18 protein-coding genes are annotated in these 18,609 nt (G+C 71.4%); 9 read left to right on the top strand and 9 right to left on the bottom strand.

Annotation, left to right across the window (positions count from 1 at the left end):
• Positions 1–43: 43 nt before the first annotated feature.
• Positions 44–541 carry a Fur family transcriptional regulator gene (locus MD221_RS05830; RefSeq protein WP_242108476.1) on the top strand — a complete coding sequence of 166 codons (498 nt, stop codon included), beginning with the start codon at positions 44–46 and terminating at the stop codon, positions 539–541.
• 34 nt (positions 542–575) lie between these two features.
• Here MD221_RS05830 and MD221_RS05825 read toward each other — a convergent pair whose 3' ends face one another.
• From MD221_RS05825 to MD221_RS05815, 3 genes are all read right to left on the bottom strand, one after another.
• A complete protein-coding gene (locus MD221_RS05825; protein WP_242108475.1) occupies positions 576–1,820 on the bottom strand; it encodes an MFS transporter in 1,245 nt (414 codons plus the stop codon).
• Entirely contained in the window at positions 1,817–2,263 is a 447-nt protein-coding gene (locus MD221_RS05820; protein WP_242108473.1) for a MarR family winged helix-turn-helix transcriptional regulator, read from the bottom strand. Before MD221_RS05820 ends, MD221_RS05825 begins: the two co-directional genes overlap by 4 nt.
• A gap of 248 nt (positions 2,264–2,511) precedes the next feature.
• Positions 2,512–4,695: a TonB-dependent receptor gene (locus tag MD221_RS05815; RefSeq protein ID WP_242108471.1), complete on the bottom strand. Its 2,184-nt coding sequence runs from the start codon at positions 4,693–4,695 to the stop codon at positions 2,512–2,514.
• 138 nt (positions 4,696–4,833) lie between these two features.
• Here MD221_RS05815 and MD221_RS05810 point away from each other — a divergent pair, with 138 nt between their 5' ends.
• The 5 genes from MD221_RS05810 (at position 4,834) to MD221_RS05790 (ending at position 7,676) form a co-directional block, all read left to right on the top strand.
• Positions 4,834–5,244: a MerC domain-containing protein gene (locus MD221_RS05810; RefSeq protein ID WP_242108470.1), complete on the top strand. Its 411-nt coding sequence runs from the start codon at positions 4,834–4,836 to the stop codon at positions 5,242–5,244.
• 211 nt (positions 5,245–5,455) lie between these two features.
• Positions 5,456–5,647 (top strand): 30S ribosomal protein THX, encoded by a 192-nt coding sequence (locus MD221_RS05805; RefSeq protein ID WP_242108469.1) that lies wholly within the window; start codon positions 5,456–5,458, stop codon positions 5,645–5,647.
• A gap of 226 nt (positions 5,648–5,873) precedes the next feature.
• Entirely contained in the window at positions 5,874–6,329 is a 456-nt protein-coding gene (locus MD221_RS05800; protein ID WP_242108468.1) for an SRPBCC family protein, read from the top strand.
• A gap of 71 nt (positions 6,330–6,400) precedes the next feature.
• The gene (locus tag MD221_RS05795) at positions 6,401–7,276 is read left to right on the top strand and encodes an EamA family transporter (RefSeq protein ID WP_242108467.1); all 876 of its coding nucleotides are present in this window, start codon (positions 6,401–6,403) and stop codon (positions 7,274–7,276) included.
• Between the two features lie 28 nt (positions 7,277–7,304).
• Positions 7,305–7,676, top strand: a complete 372-nt coding sequence (locus tag MD221_RS05790; protein ID WP_242108466.1) for a low molecular weight protein tyrosine phosphatase family protein — start codon at positions 7,305–7,307, stop codon at positions 7,674–7,676.
• 22 nt (positions 7,677–7,698) lie between these two features.
• Here MD221_RS05790 and MD221_RS05785 read toward each other — a convergent pair whose 3' ends face one another.
• Positions 7,699–8,895: a dipeptidase gene (locus tag MD221_RS05785; RefSeq protein WP_242108465.1), complete on the bottom strand. Its 1,197-nt coding sequence runs from the start codon at positions 8,893–8,895 to the stop codon at positions 7,699–7,701.
• Between the two features lie 14 nt (positions 8,896–8,909).
• A complete protein-coding gene (hutI, locus tag MD221_RS05780) occupies positions 8,910–10,139 on the bottom strand; it encodes an imidazolonepropionase (protein WP_242108605.1) in 1,230 nt (409 codons plus the stop codon).
• A 131-nt stretch (positions 10,140–10,270) separates the two neighbouring features.
• Between hutI and MD221_RS05775 the strand changes: the two genes are divergently transcribed.
• A complete protein-coding gene (locus tag MD221_RS05775) occupies positions 10,271–11,530 on the top strand; it encodes a formimidoylglutamate deiminase (protein WP_242108464.1) in 1,260 nt (419 codons plus the stop codon).
• 12 nt (positions 11,531–11,542) lie between these two features.
• On the opposite strand, the gene MD221_RS05770 is transcribed toward MD221_RS05775, so the two are convergent.
• From MD221_RS05770 to MD221_RS05760, 3 genes are all read right to left on the bottom strand, one after another.
• Positions 11,543–12,049, bottom strand: coding sequence for a methylated-DNA--[protein]-cysteine S-methyltransferase (locus MD221_RS05770; protein ID WP_242108461.1), 507 nt, complete (start codon positions 12,047–12,049; stop codon positions 11,543–11,545).
• On the bottom strand, positions 12,046–13,626 hold the full coding sequence (locus tag MD221_RS05765; protein ID WP_242108459.1) for a DNA-3-methyladenine glycosylase 2 family protein: 1,581 nt from the start codon (positions 13,624–13,626) through the stop codon (positions 12,046–12,048). Before MD221_RS05765 ends, MD221_RS05770 begins: the two co-directional genes overlap by 4 nt.
• Before the next feature lie 198 nt (positions 13,627–13,824).
• Positions 13,825–15,102: an alkaline phosphatase family protein gene (locus MD221_RS05760; protein WP_425602207.1), complete on the bottom strand. Its 1,278-nt coding sequence runs from the start codon at positions 15,100–15,102 to the stop codon at positions 13,825–13,827.
• 126 nt (positions 15,103–15,228) lie between these two features.
• On the opposite strand from MD221_RS05760, the gene MD221_RS05755 reads away from it, so the two are divergent.
• Positions 15,229–15,822 (top strand): YybH family protein, encoded by a 594-nt coding sequence (locus MD221_RS05755; protein ID WP_242108458.1) that lies wholly within the window; start codon positions 15,229–15,231, stop codon positions 15,820–15,822.
• Positions 15,823–15,926: 104 nt separating this feature from the next.
• Positions 15,927–16,253, top strand: coding sequence for a hypothetical protein (locus MD221_RS05750; protein WP_242108456.1), 327 nt, complete (start codon positions 15,927–15,929; stop codon positions 16,251–16,253).
• Positions 16,254–16,338: 85 nt separating this feature from the next.
• On the opposite strand, the gene MD221_RS05745 is transcribed toward MD221_RS05750, so the two are convergent.
• Positions 16,339–18,591 carry a S41 family peptidase gene (locus MD221_RS05745; RefSeq protein ID WP_242108454.1) on the bottom strand — a complete coding sequence of 751 codons (2,253 nt, stop codon included), beginning with the start codon at positions 18,589–18,591 and terminating at the stop codon, positions 16,339–16,341.
• Positions 18,592–18,609: the final 18 nt, after the last annotated feature.

Genomic DNA, 18,609 nt, shown 5'->3' with positions numbered 1-18,609 from the left:
GTCTCGACTTGAGTTCCGACGCCGCCGCCGCCATCATCCGGACATGGTCAAGTCCGTCTGCACAGACCCCCGGCACCACGTCCACGACGCCCACGGCTTCGTGGCGGCGGTGGAGCGCGCCTGCCACGAGCGCGGGCTGCGCCTGACGCCGATCCGCGCGCGGGTGCTGGGGCTGGTGGCCGATGCCGGACAGCCGATCAAGGCCTACGACCTGCTCGAACAGATCAGCCGCGCCAACAGCCTCGACGGCGAGGGCGCCGGCGCGGCCGCGCCGCCCACCGTGTACCGGGCGCTGGATTTCCTGCTCGCCAACGGCTTCATCCACAAGCTCGAATCGGTCAACGCCTTCGTCGCCTGCCATCATCCGAACACCGCGCAGCATTCGGTGCCGTTCCTGATCTGCGACAACTGCCACTCGGCGGTGGAACTGGAGGACCTGGAAGTGGTGGCGCAGCTGGAGGAGCGGGCGAAATCGCTCGGTTTCCGCCCGCAGGCGCAGACGCTGGAAGTGCACGGGCTCTGCGCGCGCTGCGCGGCCTGATTCCTTACAACCGTCGCGCCCCGCGACGGGCGCATCAGGCCGGCGCGGCCTGCAGGCGCGGCGACTGCTCGCGAATCGGCAGGTTGGCCAACGCGGCCAGCAGCGCCAGCGCCATGTCCGCGTACCACATCCAGGTGTAGTCGCCGAAGGTTTCCAGCGCCACCCCGCCGAGCCAGGCGCCGAAGAAACCGCCGATCTGGTGCGAGAACAGCGTGAGTCCGAACAGCGTGCCCAGGTGGCGCGCACCGAACAGCTTGCCGACCAGCCCGGCGGTGGGCGGCACCGTCGCCAGCCAGGTGAAGCCGAGCGCGGCGGCGAACACGTAGAAGGTCAGCGGCGTCGGCGGCGCGACCAGATACAAGGCGATCATCGCCGCGCGGCTGGCGTACATCGCCGCCAGCAGCCATTTCATCCGGTAGCGCTGGCCGAGCACGCCCATGCTCAGGCTGCCGGCGATGTTGAACAGGCCGATCAGCGCGATCGCCGAGGCCGAGACGCTGGCCGGCAGCCCGCACAGCGCGATCTCGCCCGGCAGGTGCGTGACCAGGAAGGCGATGTGCACGCCGCAGGTGAAGAAGCCGATGTGGAGGCACCAGTAGCTGCGGTCGCGCAACGCCACGCGCAGCTGCGCGCGCAGCGGCAGCCCGTTCGCGGCGTCGATCGGCGCCTGCGCGGCGGCGGGCGCCGGCTTGCGGCGCAGCGCCCAGGCCAGCGGCAGGGCGAGCAGGGAAGAGGCGGCCAGGCCGAACATGGTCGTGGCCCATCCGGCGGCGGCGATGCCGGCCTGCACCAGCGGCGCGAACACGAATTGCCCGAGCGAGCCGCCGGCATTGATCAGGCCGGCCGCGAACGAGCGCCGCTCGGGCGCCAGGCGCGCGGCGGTGGCGCCGATCAGGATCGAGAAACTGCCGGCCCCCGCGCCCGCCGCCGTGAGCAGGCCGAGGGTGAGCACCAGTCCCCATTGCGACTGCAGGAACGGCGTCAGCGCCAAGCCCAGCGCCAGCAGCAGCGTGCCGGCCCAGACCACGCGCACGGAGCCGTGGCGGTCGGCGACGGCACCGAACAGCGGCTGCACCGCGCCCCAGACGAACTGGCCGATCGCCAGCGCGAAGCTGATCGTGGCGATGCCCAGACCGCTGCTGTGGTGGATCGGGGTGACGAACAGTCCGGTGGTCTGGCGCGCGCCCATGGTCAGCATCAGGATCGCGCTGGCGGCCAGCAGCACGCCCCATTGCGCGTTCGATGCGGCACGCGTGCCGGCGACGGCGGGCCCGCTCATGCTTCGCGCTCCGCCAGCGCCGCCAGCCGCGCGCGCAGCGCGTCCAGGTCGCCGTGCAGGCGTTCGATGCCTGCGCGCCCGTACAGCGTTTCCACGCGCTTCTGCGCCCGTCGCCAGTGCGGCAGGGCCGCATCCACGCGCGCGCGGCCGGCGGGCGTGATCTCGATGACGCGCTTGCGCCCGTCGTCCTCGGCGCGGCGCTCGCGCAGCCAGCCGGCCTCGTACAGCGGCCGCAGGTTGCGGGTGAGGGTGGTGCGGTCCATGCCCAGCTCGTCGGCGAACTCGCCGAGCACGCGCGGCGCGCGCGAGGCGCGCTTGAGGATCGAGTACTGGTTCAGGCTCAGCCCCAGGGGAGCGAGCTCGCGATCGTAGAACTGCGAGACCTGGCGCGCGGTGCGCCGCAGCAGGAAGCAGGTGCAATGGCTGGCGGCGGGAGCGCTCATCGCCTGGGTCCGGGGAAGGGTGCCGCATGATAAGTGTATATGCACGTATCTTGTCAACAAGAACCGCGGTCAGTCCCGGAACCGCCGAGAGATTCGGTTCCGGAACTGCCGCGGGTGATGCTCCGTGCCCAGTCGATGCCCGAGCGGCATCGGCTGTGGTGGTGATGCACGCCGGGCTGGGGGAGGTAGGCCCGGCGTCGCGAAACCACGCCGCCCGCACCGGGCGGCGTGGAATGCCCGTTGATCGACTAGAAGAAGATGCGCACGCCCCCGCTGACGCCGCGCCCGGGCAGGGGCGCCACGTCTTTCAGGAACGAGGTATGCGCGCGCGCTTCCTTGTCGAGCAGGTTGCTGCCGTCCAGGAACACCTCCCAGCCGTTGCCGGCGGCGGTGTCCCGGTGCCAGGCGAGGTGCGCGTCGACCAGGGTGTAGCCGGGCGTCTCTTCCTCGTGCTCGGCGACGCGATCGGCCTGGGCGTAGCGCACGGCGCCGAGCGAGGCGCGTATCGGGCCGCGCTCCCAGCGCAGTTCCCCGCCCACGCGCGCCGGCGCCATCCGCGGCAGGTTGCCGCTGCGCGCCAGCTCGATGCCGTAGTCGTGGGTGTGGTCGCCATGCGGCACCGACACCTCGAGCGTGCGCGTGCCGCCGCCCGAGAGCTTGCCGCGCACGATGTCGCCGAATACGTGCACGGTCCAGCTGCCGCTGTCGTTGTCGGCGAAGTTCCAGTCCATCTGCGCCTCGGCGCCGTTGAAGCGGGCATCGCCCTGCGTCCACACGCGCAGCGGGCCGTCGTGCTCCTCCACGCCGGTGTCGGCCAGGTAGATGAAGTCGCTGTAGCGCACGTGGTAGATCGACGCGCCGAGCTTGAACGGCCCGCTGTGCCAGTGGAAGCCGAGCTCGGCGCGGTCGGCGGTTTCGCGGTCGAGCTGCGCATCGCCGATCTCCACGCTGCCGGTGGCCACGTGCGTGCCCTGCGAATACAGTTCCTCGGCGGTGGGCGAGCGCTGCGCGCGGTCGAGGCCGAGCGAGACGTGGAAGCCCTCGGCGACGTTCCAGCGCGCCGCCGCCGACAGGCTGGTGGTGCCGAAGTCGCGGTCGCGCGCATCGCGACCGATGGCGATGGCGGCATCGTCGACGTCGACGCGGTTGCGGTCGTGGCGCGCGCCCAGCTCCAGCTTCACCGGGCCGAACTCGCGGTCACCGATCCAGAACAGGCCGACGTCGCGCGACTTGGACGGGGGCACGAAGGCCTCGTCGCCCTCGGCGTCGAACTTGCGCTGCGCCCATTGCAGGCCGAAGGCGCCGTTCCACCCGGCCCAGGGCTTGTGGGCGAGCTCGATGCGGCCCTCGGTGCTGTCGTTGTCGAACACCGTGCCGGGCACCTCGCCCTCGTACTCGGTGTGGGTATAGTCGGTGTGCGCCAGCTTCACGCGCAGCGAGGCGAAGGGACCCAGATCGTCGAGCCCGCCGCGTACCTCGCTGCGGCGCTGGTCCATGACGATGTGCACGCCGCCTTCCTCCTCGTGGCCGGCCTCGGCTTCCTCGCCCTCGTGGCCGTGGTCGTCGTCGCCGTGTTCGTGCTCGTGGCCGGGCACGCCGTAGCGCGTGTTGAACATGCTGTAGCCGACGCCGAGGAAGCCGCGGTCGCCGACCCAGGTCACGCCGAGCGCGCCGCTGGTGGTGCGCACCGCGCTGTTGTCCAGCGTGCCGCGCGTGGCCGGGTCGGGCGTCTCGCCTTCCTCGGCCATGTGCCGGCGGCTCTCGGCGTAGCCCGGGATGTCGTAGTCGCCGGTTTCGCGGTGCATGCCGTCGAAATGGAAGACCAGGTTGCCGGCGGTGCCGTCCAGGCGCAGCATGCCGGTCTTCTCGTCGTTGACGCTGCCGGCGCGCAGTTCGGCGCGGCCCTGCAGCGGCTGCTCGGTGCGCGCCTCGGGGATGCGGCCGTCGACCACGTTCACCGCGCCGCCGATCGCGCCGCTGCCGTAGAGCAGGGTGGCCGGTCCCTTGAGCACCTCGATCTGGTTGGCGAGGAAGGGTTCGATGGTGACCGCGTGGTCGACGCTGACGGTGGACACGTCGCCGGAGGACAGGCCGTCGCTGAGCACCTGCACGCGCGCGCCGTCGAAGCCGCGGATGATCGGACGGCCGACGCCGGGGCCGAAATAGGAAGACTGCACGCCCGGGAGCTTGGCCACCGTCTCGCCGATGGAATTGGACTTGGCCGCGTCCAGGCGGTCGCCGGCGAGCACCTCGATCGGCAGCGCCAGGTCCTCGGCGGTGGTCGGGATCGGCCGGGCGGTGACCATCACCCGGTCCAGGTCTTTGACATGATGTTCGTCCGAGGCCGGCTGGCTGGCCCCGGCCTGGGCCGCTTCGGCCTCCTGGGGCGCCGGCGCGGCGAAAGCGGGGGTGAGGACGGCGGCCAGGGCCATGGCGAGAGCGGTGCGGGCCGGCAAGCGGAGTGTTGGCATGGAGGGCGGGGATCCGGTGGGGGAGACAAGAAGCTATTTATGTTATAACATAACAAAACAAGAACACGGCCCCTGCCACAAGTCACGCTCCACGTCCCCATGAAGACCTATCTGCACGCATTGCTCGATCGTCTCGGCGCCACCGGCTCGCTGCTGTGCGCCCTGCATTGCGCGCTGCTGCCCCTGGCCCTGGCGGTGATCCCTTCGGTGGGCCTGTCGGTGTGGTTCGGCGACGGCTTCGAGCGCGGCTTCGTGCTGTTCGCCACGCTGATGGGCGCCTTCAGTCTGGTCTGGGGCTATCGCCGCCATCGCAAGTTCCGCGCGCTGGGCCTGCTGCTGCTCGGCCTGGCGGCCATCTGGGCAGGGCTGCTCTACGACCCCTGGCACAGCGGCTCGGTCGGGCTGCACGCCGCGGTGATGACCTTCGGCGGCACCCTGGTCGGGCTGGCGCACCTGCTCAACCTGCGGCTGAACCATGGGCATGTGCATGACGCGAGTTGCGCGCATTGATGCCAATGCGCAGCATTGGCATCAATCCCAAAGTTTGCGTAGCAAACTTTGGGCCCCGGCTTTTGCCTTCCGATCCCCGCCCCTTCGGGGCGCCCCCTTACCAAGGGGGCTCTGCTCCAGTAGGTAGGGGCTAGGCCGGAGGGAACGGGAGGGCGTGGTAAGATGCTGGGTTACCAGACAGCACGTCATCCACGAACTTCGGAGCACGAACATGGGCAAGGGCGACCGCAAGACCGCCAAGGGCAAGCGCTACAACTCCAGCTACGGCAACGCCCGCAGCCAGGCGACCAAGAAGGTCGCGGGCACGGCCTCGGCTCCCGTCGCCAAGAAGGCCGCGACGAAGTCGGTGACCAAGGCGCCGGCCAAGAAGGTCGTGGCCAAGAAGGCGGCCGCCAAGGAGTGAGGCGCCATCGCCGACCCCGCGCCGCATGAGAAAGCCCCGCATAGCGGGGCTTTTTTCTGCCCGCCGCATCGGCCTGCGGCGCTGCGGGGCGCCTTCAGGGAGGGCTGCGGGGGCCGGCTCGGGATCCGCTGCCTGGACCGCCGCAAATTCGCGGCGGCCGATGTCGATTTCGGGCAGGCTGCTTCGTCGCAGGCAAGAGGGCTCCTCCTCGCCAACGGGAAATCCCATGACGACCGCCGACCATACCGTCCGCCTCCACCGTGTCCTGACCGCGCCGCCGGAGCGGGTCTACCGCGCCTTCCTCGACGCCGACGCCCTGGCCAAGTGGCTGCCGCCGAACGGCTTCACCTGCAAGGTGCACGAGCTCGACGCGAAAGTGGGGGGCGTCCACCGCATGAGCTTCACCAATTTCACCACCGGCAACGGCCACAGCTTCGGCGGGACGTATCTGGAGCTGGTGCCGGGCGAGCGCATCCGCTACACCGACAGCTTCGAGGATCCCAACCTGCCCGGCGAGATGACCACCACCATCACGCTCCGCCAGGTGGCCTGCGGCACCGAGATCGACATCGTGCAGGAGAACGTGCCCGAGTCCATCCCGGTCGAGTTCTGCTACCTGGGCTGGCAGGAATCGCTGGTGCTGCTCGGCAAGCTGGTGGAGCCGGAAATCCCCGACCAGTGACGGGATGCGGGATTCGCCCGGAAGGCCGTGCCGGGCGGATCGCGTTCCTTTGGACAGGCCTGGAGGTAGTGATGCACGACGAGGGCAAGGCTGCAGCGACCGGGACGCCCGCCACGCGCTCGGGCCTGGCCGCGTGCATGGCGGTGGCCTCGATGACGTCGGTGCAGCTGGGCGCCGCCCTGGCGCATCCGGTCATGGATGCGCACGGCTCCTTCGCCACCACCTGGGCGCGCCTGGTCTGGGCGGCGCTGCTGCTCGGGCTGATCGTGCGTCCGAACCTGCGCCGCTACCGGCGCGAGGATCTCCTGGCGGCGCTGGCGCTGGGCACCGCCATCGCCACGATGACCTTGTCGTTCTTCGTGGCGATCACGCGCGTGCCGCTCGGTCTGGTGGTGGCCATCGAGTTCCTCGGCCCGCTCGGCGTGGCCGCGCTGGGCTTCGCGCGCAGCTGGCGGCTGGTCTGGCTGCTGCTGGCCTTCGCCGGCGTGCTGCTGCTGGTGCGCGACCGCCAGGGCTGGAGCGTCGACCTCGCCGGCTTCGGCTTCGCCCTGCTCGCCGGCGCCGGCTGGGGCGCCTACATCCTGCTGAGCAAGCACATCGGCAAGGCGTTCAAGGGCCTGGACGGATTGGCGGTGTCCTTCGCGGCGGCGGCGCTGATCGCCACGCCCTTCGGGCTGTCCGACACCGGCCTGCGTTTTCCGACCGATCTCGCCCTGAGCACGGTCGGCCTGGCGGTGCTCACGCCCTTGCTGCCCTATGCGCTGGAAATGATGGCCCTGCGCAGCCTGCAGCCGGCGACCTTCGGCATCCTGATGAGCGCCGAGCCCGGCATCGGCGCGCTCGCGGGTTATCTGCTCCTGCACGAGCCGCTGAGCCCGCAGCAGATCGGCGGCATCGCGCTGGTGATCTGCGCCAGCGCCGGCGCGGTGATCAGCACGCGCGAATGAAGCGCAGGCTTCCGGCCTTCATCGGTAGATGGCAGGATGGAGATCGAGATCGACCGGATCGGGATTGCTCTTGCGCAAGGTGCTTTTCGTCTGCAGCCGCAATCGCCTGCGCAGCCCGACGGCCGAGCAGGTGTTCGCCGACTGGCCGGGCGTGGAGACCGCCTCGGCCGGGGTCGACCACGACGCCGACAATCCGCTCACGCCCGAGCTGCTGCGCTGGGCCGATCAGATCTTCGTCATGGAGCGCGCGCATTGCGACAAGCTTTCCAGGAGGTTCCGCGCCCACCTCGGCGGCAAACGCGTGATCTGCCTGGAGATTCCCGACGAGTACGGCTACATGGACGAGGGCCTGGTGAGGTTGCTGAAAGCCAAAGTCCCCAGCTACCTGCCGGGCGGCTGACGCCGCGCGGACCCCGGCCGCGTCAGGGCTTTTCGGCGCCCGCCTCGATGGCGGTCCACGTCCGCAACAGGTTGCCGCCGAGGATCTTGCGGATGTCGGCATCGGAATAGCCGCGCGACTGCAGGCCGGCCACCAGGTTGGGATAGTCGGCGACCGTGCGCAGGGTGTCGGGCAGCTCGCCGCTGACGCCGTCGAAATCCGAGCCGATGCCGACGTGGTCGACGCCGATCAGCTTGACGCCGTAGTCGATCTGGTCGAGGACGGCGTCGATCTTCGTGGCCGGCGCCGGATGCGAATCCGACCAGGCCTTCTCGAACGCTTCGCGGTCCTCTTCGGGCTTGCCGGCGGCCTTGAGCTCGGCATTGCGCTTGTTGAGGTCGTTGATGGCGCGGAAATGCGCCTGGGTGTCGGCGGCGCCCTTCGGGTTGACGAAGGCGATGCCGAAGGGCACCTGCACCACGCCGCCCTTGGCGGCCACGGCCTTGGCCAGCTCGTCGCTGATGTTGCGCTCGAAATCCGGGGTGAAGTGGCGGAACGCGGAGTGGCTGGCGATCACCGGCACGCGGCTCAGCGCGATGGCCTCGCGCGCGGACTCGTCGGAGATGTGCGAGACGTCGACCATGATGCCGAGCCGGTTCATCTCGGCCACCACCTGCTTGCCGAACGGGCTCAGGCCGTGCCACTTGCGCTCGATGCCGTAGGAGGAGTCGGCGATGCGGTTGGCGGCGCTGTGGGCGAGGGTGATGTAGCGCACGCCGCGGTCGTGGAACAGCTTGAGGTTGGCGAGGTCGTCGCCGATCGGCGCGCCGTTCTCCATGCCCAGCGGCAGCAGCACGCGATCGCCCTTGCGCAGCCTGTCGACGTCGCCGGGCGAGCGCAGCAGCGCGAACTTGTCGGGATGGCGCTCGGCCAGGGCCTCGACCGAATCGATCATGGCGTTGGCGATCTGCCAGGCCTCGCCCTTCTCGTCCTGCTCGGGCGAGGTGTAGATCGACATGAAGGCGACATCGAGCCCGCCGGCGCGCGCCTTCGGGTAGTCGAACTCGCGTCCCTGCGCGTCGGCGCCGAGATCCATCCAGCGCTCGGTCAGCATGCCGGGGGCGTCGACATGGGTGTCGACGATCACGGCCTCGCGCGCCAGCGCGCGCGCGGCGTCTTCGGCGGCCAGGGCGGCGATCGGCAACAGCAGCAGCGGAGCGAGCAGCGACGCACGGGACATGGCGGGGTTCCTGGTCAAGAAGAGGTCAACAGGCGGCCGTCGGCGTATACGCCGGCGGCAAGGTCGCCGCCGAGCCAGTAGCACAGCTCGGCCGGCTGGCGAACGCACCAGCGCACGAAGTCGGCGCGCAGGCCGGGGCGCAGCACGCCGCGGTCGGCGAGGCCGAGCGCGCGCGCGGCGTTCACGGTGGCGCCGCGCAGCGCTTCCTCCGGCGTCAGGCGGAAATGCGCGCAGGCCAGCTGCATCGCCTGGCGCAGCGACAGCAGCGGCGAGGTGCCGGGATTGCAGTCGGTGGCCACCGCCATCGGCACGCCCTGGGCGCGGAATTCGTTCAGCGGCGGCAGTCGCGTCTCGCGCAGGACATGGAACGCGCCCGGCAGCAGGACGGCGACCGTGCCGGCGCGCGCCATCGCCGCGACGCCCGCCTCGGAGGTGTATTCGACGTGGTCGGCCGACAGGCCGCCGAACTCGGCGACCAGCGCCGCGCCGCCGCCGTCGCTGAGCTGGTCGGCGTGCAGCTTCACCGGCAGGCCGAGCGCGCGCGCGGCGGCGAACACGCGCCGGGTCTGTTCGCGGTCGAAGCCGATGCGCTCGCAGAAGCCGTCCACCGCATCGACCAGGCCTTCGGCGTGCAGCTTCGGCATCCATTCGACCACGGCGTCGATGTAGGCGTCGGCGCGTCCGGCGTATTCGGCCGGCAGGGCGTGCGCGCCGAGGAAGGTGCAGCGCACGTCGATGCCGAGCGCGTCCGCCACCCGCCGCGCCGCGCGCAGCATCTTGCGTTCGTTCTCCAGGTCCAGGCCGTAGCCGGACTTGATCTCCAGCGTGGTCACGCCGTCGTCGCGCAGCGCGCGGGCGCGCGGCAGCGACTGCGCCAGTAGCGCGTCCTCGTCGGCGGCGCGGGTATGCCGCACGGTGGAGAGGATGCCGCCGCCGGCGCGGGCGATCTGTTCGTAGTCCGCGCCCTGCAGGCGCTGCTCGAATTCGCCGGCGCGGTCGCCCGCGAACACCGCGTGGGTATGGCAATCGACCAGCCCGGGCGTGATGCAGTCGCCGCCGGCATCGACGGTCGGCGTGTCCCCGCCGGCGGCGTCGGCCGGCAGGCCCGCGCGCGGGCCCGCGTAGGCGAGCACGCCCTCGCGCCAGGCCAGGGCGCCGTCCTCGACCAGGCCGTAGCCGGCCTCGGCGTCGAGCGTGATCAGGGTCGCATTGACGATCAGGCCGTCCCGGCGCGCGTCGGTCATGATCGCGGCGTCCATGGCAAGCGGACGCCGGCGAGAGAGCGATCTGGGGCCTCGAACGGGACGAGCATGGGTGTGCGCGATCTGCGAAAGCGTTAGCCTAATCCATTCGCTCCCGGAACGCAGGAACGCACATGCCCACGCCGCAGCGCTGGACGCCCACAGGCTGGATCGATGCGCCCCAGGCGGAGGGCTGGTGCCTGCCGGGAATCGCCAACCTGCACTCGCATGCGTTCCAGCGCGCGATGGCCGGATTGGCCGAGCGCCAGACCAACCCGTCCGACTCGTTCTGGACCTGGCGCGAGACCATGTACCGTTTCGCCGCGCGCTTCGATCCGGACACGCTGTACGCCGTGGCCTCGCAGCTGTACGTCGAGATGCTCGAGGCGGGCTATACCACGGTCTGCGAATTCCACTACCTGCACCATGCGCCGGACGGGCGCGCCTACGACGATCCGGCGGCGATGTCGCGGGCGCTGATCCGCGCTGCGCGCGATACCGGCATCCGCCTGACCTTGCTGCCGGTGCTGTACATGTGCGGCGGCTTCGACGGCCGACCGCTCGGCGAGCGCCAGCGGCGATTCGGGCACGACGTGGACGCCTACCTGCGCCTGCTGGAGACGCTGCGGATCGAAGGCGACGCGACGCTGCGGATCGGCTGCGCCCTGCACAGCCTGCGTGCGGTGCCCGCCGATGCGATGCGCGACGTGCTGGCGGCGCTGCCGCGCCAGAGCCGCGTGCACATCCACATCGCCGAGCAGATCGGCGAGGTGCAGGACTGCCTGGCCGTGCGCGACGCGCGGCCGGTGGAATGGCTGCTGGACAATGCCGAGGTGGACGCGCGCTGGACCCTCGTGCACGCCACCCATCTCACCCCCGGCGAGGTCCAGGGGATCGCGCGCAGCGGCGCCACGGTGGCGCTGTGCCCGACCACGGAGGCGAATCTGGGCGACGGCCTGTTCCCGCTGCGCGACTACCTGGACGCCGGCGGCGCCTGGGGCATCGGCTCGGATTCGCATATCTCGGTCTCGCCGGTGGAGGAGCTGCGCTGGCTCGAATACGGCCAGCGCCTGGTCACACGCCACCGCAACATCGCCGTGCGCGAGGATTCGCCGAGCGTGGGCGAGACGCTGCTGCGCGGCGTGGTCGCCACCGCAGCCAATGCCTCGGAGTTCTCCGGCGCCGACGACGTTCTCGTGCTGGACGCGGCCTCGCCGCAGTTCGCCGGCGCGATCGCCGGGAACGTGGTCGATCGCTGGCTGTTCGCCGGCAACCGCAATCCCGTACGCCAGGTGTCGGTGGCGGGCATGCCCGTGGTCGCCGCCGGCCGCCATCGCGACCGCGAGGCGGTGGCGCTGGCCTACGCCGCAGCGATGCGCAAGCTCATGGCCTGAGGGCGCGCGGCGTCAGTGCGCCGCGGCGAACAGGTCGTCCGCGCGCAACGCGCCTTCCAGCGTCAGCAGGAAGCGCTTGGTCGGCAGTCCGCCGCCGAAGCCGGTGAGCGAGCCGTCGCTGCCGATGACGCGGTGGCAGGGCAGCACGATCGGCAGCGGGTTGCGGCCGTTCGCGGCGCCGACCGCGCGCGTGGCGGTCGGCTGGCCGATGCGGCGCGCCATCTGCGCATAGCTCCAGGTCTCGCCCCAGGGGATCTCGGCGAGCGTGCGCCAGACCTGCATCTGGAACGGCGTGCCGTGCGGTGCCAGCGGCAGGTCGAAATCGCGGCGCTTGCCGGCGAAGTACGCATCCAGCTGCCTGCGGGTCTCGCGCAACACCGCGTCGTCGCCCTCGCGCCAGCGCGCATCGCGCTTGGCCGGATGCCAGGGCGCTTCGAATTCGATCAGGCGCAGACCGTCGTCGGCGCTGGCCAGCAGCAGCGGCCCGACCGGGCTGTCGACGTGGCGGTAGGTGATCATGCGGCCTTCCTGGACTTCTTCGCGGGCTTGGCGGCCTCGCCACCGGTCTTCACCGCAGTCTTCGTCGCGTCGGCGATGGGCACCGGCATGCTGTCGCGCCACAGCTGGATGACGGCGTAGGCGCGCCAGGGGCGCCAGGCCTCGGCACGCGCGCCCAGGGCGCGCGCGCTCAGGCGCGAGCCGTCGGTGGGCACGGCCTTCTGCAGCACCAGGTCCTCCGCGGGGAAGGCATCGGGATGGCCGAGCGCGCGCATCGCGATGTAGTGCGCGGTCCAGGGGCCGATGCCGGGCAGGGCGGTCCAGCGCGCGACGAAATCCTCCAGCGTGCGGTCGACGCGGAAGTCGACGCGGCCATCGAGCAGCGCGCGCGCCAGCGTGCGCACCGTCTCGGCGCGCGTGCGCGTCAGGCCGATCGCGGTCAGGTCGGCTTCGGCCAGGACGTCCGGCGTCGGGAACAGGTGCGTCAGTCCGTGCGCGGCGTGTTCGGCCGGCAGTGCGCTGCCGAAGCGTTGCGCGGTACGCGCCGCGAAGGTGCGCGCCGCCGCCACGCTGACCTGCTGGCCGAGGATGGCGCGCACCGCGATCTCGAAACCGTCCCAGCCGCTGGGCAGGCGCAGGCCGGGGCGCGCGCGCAGCAGCGGCGCCAGGCGCGGGTCGCGGGAGAGCGCGTCGCCGATCGCATGCGGATCGGCGTCGAGGTCGAACATGCGCCGCAGGCGATTGACGATCTCGAGCAGGCGCGAGGCCAGCGGCGCAGGCAGTTCCAGCTTGAGCGCGTGGCTGGCCTCGCCGTCGTGTCCCGGCCAGGCGCTCACGCGCAGCCAGCCGGGCGGCGCGCCCGGGCCTTCGCTGGGAATGGCGCGCGCATAGCCATGCTCGTCCACGGTTTCCACGCCGGGCAGGGCGCGGCCGCGCAGGAAGGCGAGCATGGAAGCGAAGTCGTAGGGCGGGCGATAGCCCAGGCGCAGCGTCAGCGTCTGGTCGCCGGAGGCGACCGAGGCCGCCGGCTTGCGGCGCAGATCGCGCGGCGCCATGCGATAGGCGTCCTTGAACGCGGCGTTGAACCTGCGCAGGCTGCCGAAGCCGGCGGCGAGCGCGACCTCGGTGATCGACAGGTGGGTCTCGCTGAGCAATTGCTTGGCGAACAGCAGCCGGCGCGTGGTGTGCACGCCGATCGGCGCCGCGCCCAGGCGCTCGACGAACAGGCGCCGCAGCTGGCGTTCGCCCAGATTCACCCGTTCGGCGAGCACGGACAGCGGCTGCTCGGCCAGCAGGCCCTGGTCGATGAGCTTCAGCGCGCGCGCCAGCGCCGCGTCGCCGCGCCGCCAGGCGCCGTCCGAAGGCGAGAGTTCGGGACGGCAGCGCAGGCAGGGCCGGAATCCGGCCGCTTCCGCGGCCGCGGCCGAACGGTAGTAGGTCACGCGCTTGGCCCACGGCGCCGGGCACACCGGTCGGCAATAGATGCGGGTGCTGAGCACGGCGGTGAAGAACAGCCCGTCGAAGCGCGGATCGCGGCTCAGGCGCGCCTGTTCGCAGACGTGCGGCGGTGGCAGCGCGACGAGGTCGGGAGAGGTCATGGCGGCAGGTTAGCACCGGCCGGCGGCACCGACTCGCCGGATTCGGACATGGGGGCGAGGAGTCGCAACCGATGCCCTATCGGCATCGGCTGCGACTCCGAACGCCCGGCCATGGAGGGCCGGGCCGGGCAGTCCGGAGCCGATGAAGCTGCGCCATGGATGGCGATCGGCACCTCATTGCGACCTGTCTCAATAAGCTCAGTGTTCCCGCAACGCCGGCAGCAGCGGCGCGAGATCGCCATCGTTGCGCGCCGGCGCGATACCGGCCAGCCGGGCCAGCAGCGGGTATACGTCGACGTTGTCGAACGGCGCGATCTCCACGCCGCGCCTGAACGCCGGTCCGCGCGCCAGGAACAGCGCCCGCATCGACGGCAGCGCCGGGTCGTAGCCGTGCGAGCCGCGCGTCCGGGTCGCCGCTTCCTTCGCCCGTTTGGTCAATATCTCGCGTGGCACTGCGTCCCAGCCCTCGCGCATCTGGCACAGGATCGGCGGGATGCGCGGATGCGTGCCGAAGTGCCAGCGAGCGGGCAGCTCGCCCTTGCGCCAGCAATCGTAGTGATCGTGCGCGCCGAGCAGCTTGGCCGCGACGGCTTGCTCGTGACCGGGATTGGGCGCGATCCCGATCACCTGCCCGATCGAGATCACGGCCGCTTCCTGCAGCGTCACCATGTCCTCCACCGCGATCGCATGCCCGGGCGCGACCGTGGCCATGCCGTGGTCGGAGACGACGATCAGGTTGGTGCGGTCCAGGCGCCCGCGCCGGGCGAGGCCGTCGAGCAGCCGGCCGATGGCGGCATCGATTTCGCGGATCGCGGCATCGGTTTCCGGCGCGTCCGGGCCGCGCTCGTGCGAGACGGCATCGACCTTGTCGAAATACAGGGTGATCACGCGCGGGCGTTCGGCCTCGGGCAGGTCCAGCCAGGACAGCACCGTGTCCACGCGCGCGCCGGCGGAGAAATCCTTGTCGAACAGTCTCCATTGCGACGGACGGATGCCGTCGATCTCCGCCTCGCTGCCCGGCCAGAACATGGTGGCGCTGCGGATGCCGGCCTTCTCGGCGCTCACCCAGATCGGTTCGCCGCCGTTCCACCAGCGGCCGTCGCCCACCGCCTCGCGGTTGGCATGCCTGAAGCCGCCGAGCCCGGTATCGAGCATCGTGTTGTGGACGATGCCGTGGTGGTCCGGCCGCAGGCCGGTGACGATGCTGTAGTGGTTGGGAAAGGTCAGCGACGGGTACGAGGGATTCATCCAGCGTGCGCGCGCACCCTCGGCGGCGATGCGGGCGAGGTTGGGCGTGATGCCGCGCGCCAGATAGTCGATGCGGAAGGCGTCGATGGAGACGAGCAGGAGGGTGTCGGCGGTCGCCGGGGGCCGGGCGGCGGCGGGCGTCTCGGGGGCGGCCGGCGTCGTCATGCATGCCGAGACCGAGGCCGCGACCAGGCAGAGGGTCGCGATCAGGCGAAAGAGGAATCTCATCCGGGCATGATAAACGCTGCCGATGTCGTTCCAGAGACATGGCCGGCCGCCGTGCCATGACTTCCGCCGCATGCCGTCTCGCCGCTTCGCGAGGACAGTGGGGACGAACCGTCGAGGAGCCGGCGCATGCGAAGGAAGACGGATGGGAAATGGCGTCCGGCCGCGCTGCTCGCGACCGTTCTGCTGCTGGCCGGCGCGCCCTGGCGCTGCGTGCCCGCGGCCGACGCGTCGCGCAAGCAGGCGTCCGGACCCGCGCCGCCGGCGATGTCCGCGGCCGAATGCGAGGTCTGGGCACGCGAGCGCAGCTTCGCGCGATCGGTGGCCGATCACGATGCGGCGGCGTTCGCCGGGCATCTGCACCCGGGCGCGGTGTTCATCGGTGGCCCGCAGCCGCTGCGCGGCGCGCGCGCGGTGGCCGAGGGCTGGGCACCCCTAATCCGGGGCGAGGGCATGCGCCTGCGCTGGTATCCGGAGCAGGTGGTGATCGGCGGCGATCCCGACACCGCGCTGTCAATGGGGCCGTACTGGCTGGAGGACGCCCGCCCGGGCGCGGACCCGCGCTACCGGCTCGGGCGCTTCATTTCCACGTGGAAACGTGACGGCCACGGCACCTGGCACGTGCTGTTCGACGGCGGTGGCGGCAACGCGGCCAGGCCGGCCACCGACGCCGAGGTGGCCGCGCTCAAGGCCGCGCTGCCGGCGGACTGCCCGCGCGGCTGAGCGCACCGAATCCGCTCAGCCGCCGTTGTGCGCGACGGGCGTAGCGTCATGGGGACGCGGCGGGGGCCCGCCGCGACTTTCCTCCACACGATGCGAGGTGCGCAATGAAACGACTGCTTCTCCTGCTCCTGATCGGCGGCTTCGCGGGCATCGCCTGCGCGCAGGCGCCGGCCGCCAACGACGAAGGCGCGAGCGAAACCGCGACCGCGATCGGTACGCAAGCCAGCGATCGCGCGAGCGACCGCAACTGCCTGAAGAGCACCGGCTCGCGCATCGCCGCCGGCGCCAACGCCAAGGCCCGCAAGGCGGGCAAGCCCGAGCGCGCCTGCGCCAATGCCGCCGGACGTTCCTATACGCAGGACGACCTGGACCGCACCGGGCGCACCGATGTGGCCTCGGCGCTGCGCCAGCTGGATCCCTCGATCCGCTGATCCTTCCGCGGACCGCACCTCCGACGCCCGGCCGATGCCGGGCGTTTTTTTGCCTGGCGTTTCGCTTCGCGAAGCGTCCGGAAGCTCAATCCAGCAGTTTCAGCGCCGCCTCCAGCACCTCGTCGCGCCCGGCGCGGATGCCCGCTACCGTCGGTTCCGCGGCCACGTCCGGCGGCGTGCCGAGCGCGTGATAGCGGCCCACGCCGTCATGGCGGGTGACCCGCATGCCCGTGAACATCACGTTGAAGCCGGAAGGCGTATCGAAATCGGTGACGTTGCCGTTGGCGCCGCAGGTGGTGCTGCCGACGATGGTGCCCAGCCCAAGCTCGCGCACGTAGCCCATGATCGACTCGCCGTAGCTGATGGTGCTGCCGTTGACCAGGAAGAGGGCGCGGCCGCGAAGACGTGGCGTACGCGGCTGCAGGTTCCAGCCCGAATCGCGGTATCCCGCGCGCTCCCCGAATGGGCCGGTATACAGCGGAATATGCATCCAGCGCGCCTGCTCGGGCGCCTGCAGCAGATGCGGCAGTACGTCGAACGCCGCCTCGCTCGGATAGTCGCGCATGTCGAAGACCAGCGCCCGTGCCCGCGCCAGCCGCTCCAGGTTGTCGGCGAGCTGCGCCTGCTTCAGGCGCGAGAGATCCACGTAGAGGACGCCGGGGCGAAGTTCGGCGATCGTCGCCGGCCGCGGCCGGTCCGGCCAGGTCTCCGCTTCGAAGGGGAGCGCGACATCGACCGTCGATCCGTCCTGCCGCTGCAGCGACAGGGTACGCACCGTGCCCCGGGTGCCGAAGGTCAGCGGCGCCAGCGCCTTCCATGGACGCGCCGAGGGCTGGGCCGAAGCGAGCGCTTCCAGGCGCGCCTTTTCCTGCGCGGCGGGCACGCCGTCCACGGCGGCGACCACGTCGCCGGCGCGGACCTTGTCGGGAACCGAGGAGGCCAGCACCACCCACCGGTCGCCGACCGGCGCGAAGCGGACGGGAAGGCTGGCGCGCTTGGGGCCGCGCTCGTCGTAGACGGTGCCGTGTCCGTCCTGCAGCGCGGCGATCAGGCGTTGCAGCGTCTGCCTCTGCAGTTCGCGCGATGCGCCGGTCCGCGCCTCGGCAAGCGCGGGCGCCAGGCGCGCGTCCCAGTCGTCGGGGATCACGTCCCAATAAGGGTAGAAGTGCCGCAGCACGCTCCAGGCCACGATCACGTCGGCCTGGCGCGCCTCGGCCGGGATGTCGCGGTCGGCGACCGGAAGGCTCGGCAGGCGTGCCTTGAGCGCGGCCAGGGCCTGCGCGCGTGCGGGCATGGCGCGCGCCTGCGCGTCCGCGAGGGTCAGCGCCACGCGAGCCTTCAGTCCCGCGCCCAATTCGAGCGTCGCGGTTTTTCCGGCGATGGCGGGAGCGTCGAAGAGCGTGGTGCCGGAAGGGTCGCGCGCGTAGCGCAGCTGCAGGTAACCGCCGTCGTCGGCCTGCCAGGAAGCGCCGGCGCCCTCGCGCAAGGGGCCCGCGATCGACCACGCCTGCGCGGACGCGCCGTCGACGGCCGCCTCGCGCAACGATGGCGTCTCGACGGGGCGCCAGGCGCCCTTGCCGTCGCCGACTTCCAGCGTCAGGTGCCTGAGGCCGCCGCTCGACACGCCCGGCGCGCCGGTCTGCATCATGAGTCCGAAGCCCGCGCCGGTGGCGTCCTCGTCGACGCGCGCGAGCACCTCGTGCGCCTGCCAGGCATCGCCGGTGTTGGCGTTGGTCACCGAATTCTCGAACGTTCCCGGTTTTCCCTGCGGCCGGCCGATGTCCAGCCACAGCCCGAGCTGGTTGGCGTGCAATGCCTGCAGCGGCCTGAGCTCGGCGCGAAGCCGCAGGGTCTTGCCGCGCAGCGCGCGCGCGTCGACGCTCGCGCCGAGCGTGGTGTAGCCGTTGCTCACCGCGCGTCCGGTGCGCTCGCCGGCGTAGGCGCGGCTTTCGGAGGAGGGAAACCCCTTGTAGCGCCAGGCGACCAGTGGCGGCGATGCTTCAGTCGGCGCCGGCGGGAAGGTCTCGCGCTCGCCGACGATGTCGATGCCGGGGCCGAGCGGATCGAACAGCGCACGCAGCCGCGCCCGCAGATCGTCGTCGTCCTTCGCGGCGCGCGCCTCGGCCGCGCCGAGCATCGCGAAGCCGTTCCAGTCGATGTCCTGGGCCGCATCGCCCGGATAGAAATAGCGCACCACGCCGTAGAGCCGGGCGAAAGCGGCCACGCGCGCCTGGCGCGCGGCGTCGGCTTGCGGCGCGGGCGCGGCGGACGCGAGCGCGCACAGGCACGCGAAGAGCACGAACAGGGAGCAGGCGAGGCGTCTTCCGATACGGTGCATATGGCTCTCCGGTGCCAG

This window comes from Luteimonas aquatica, from assembly GCF_022662575.1.
GTDB classification, from domain to species: Bacteria; Pseudomonadota; Gammaproteobacteria; order Xanthomonadales; family Xanthomonadaceae; genus Luteimonas; species Luteimonas aquatica.
This window is presented reverse-complemented; position numbering and strand designations above follow the sequence as displayed.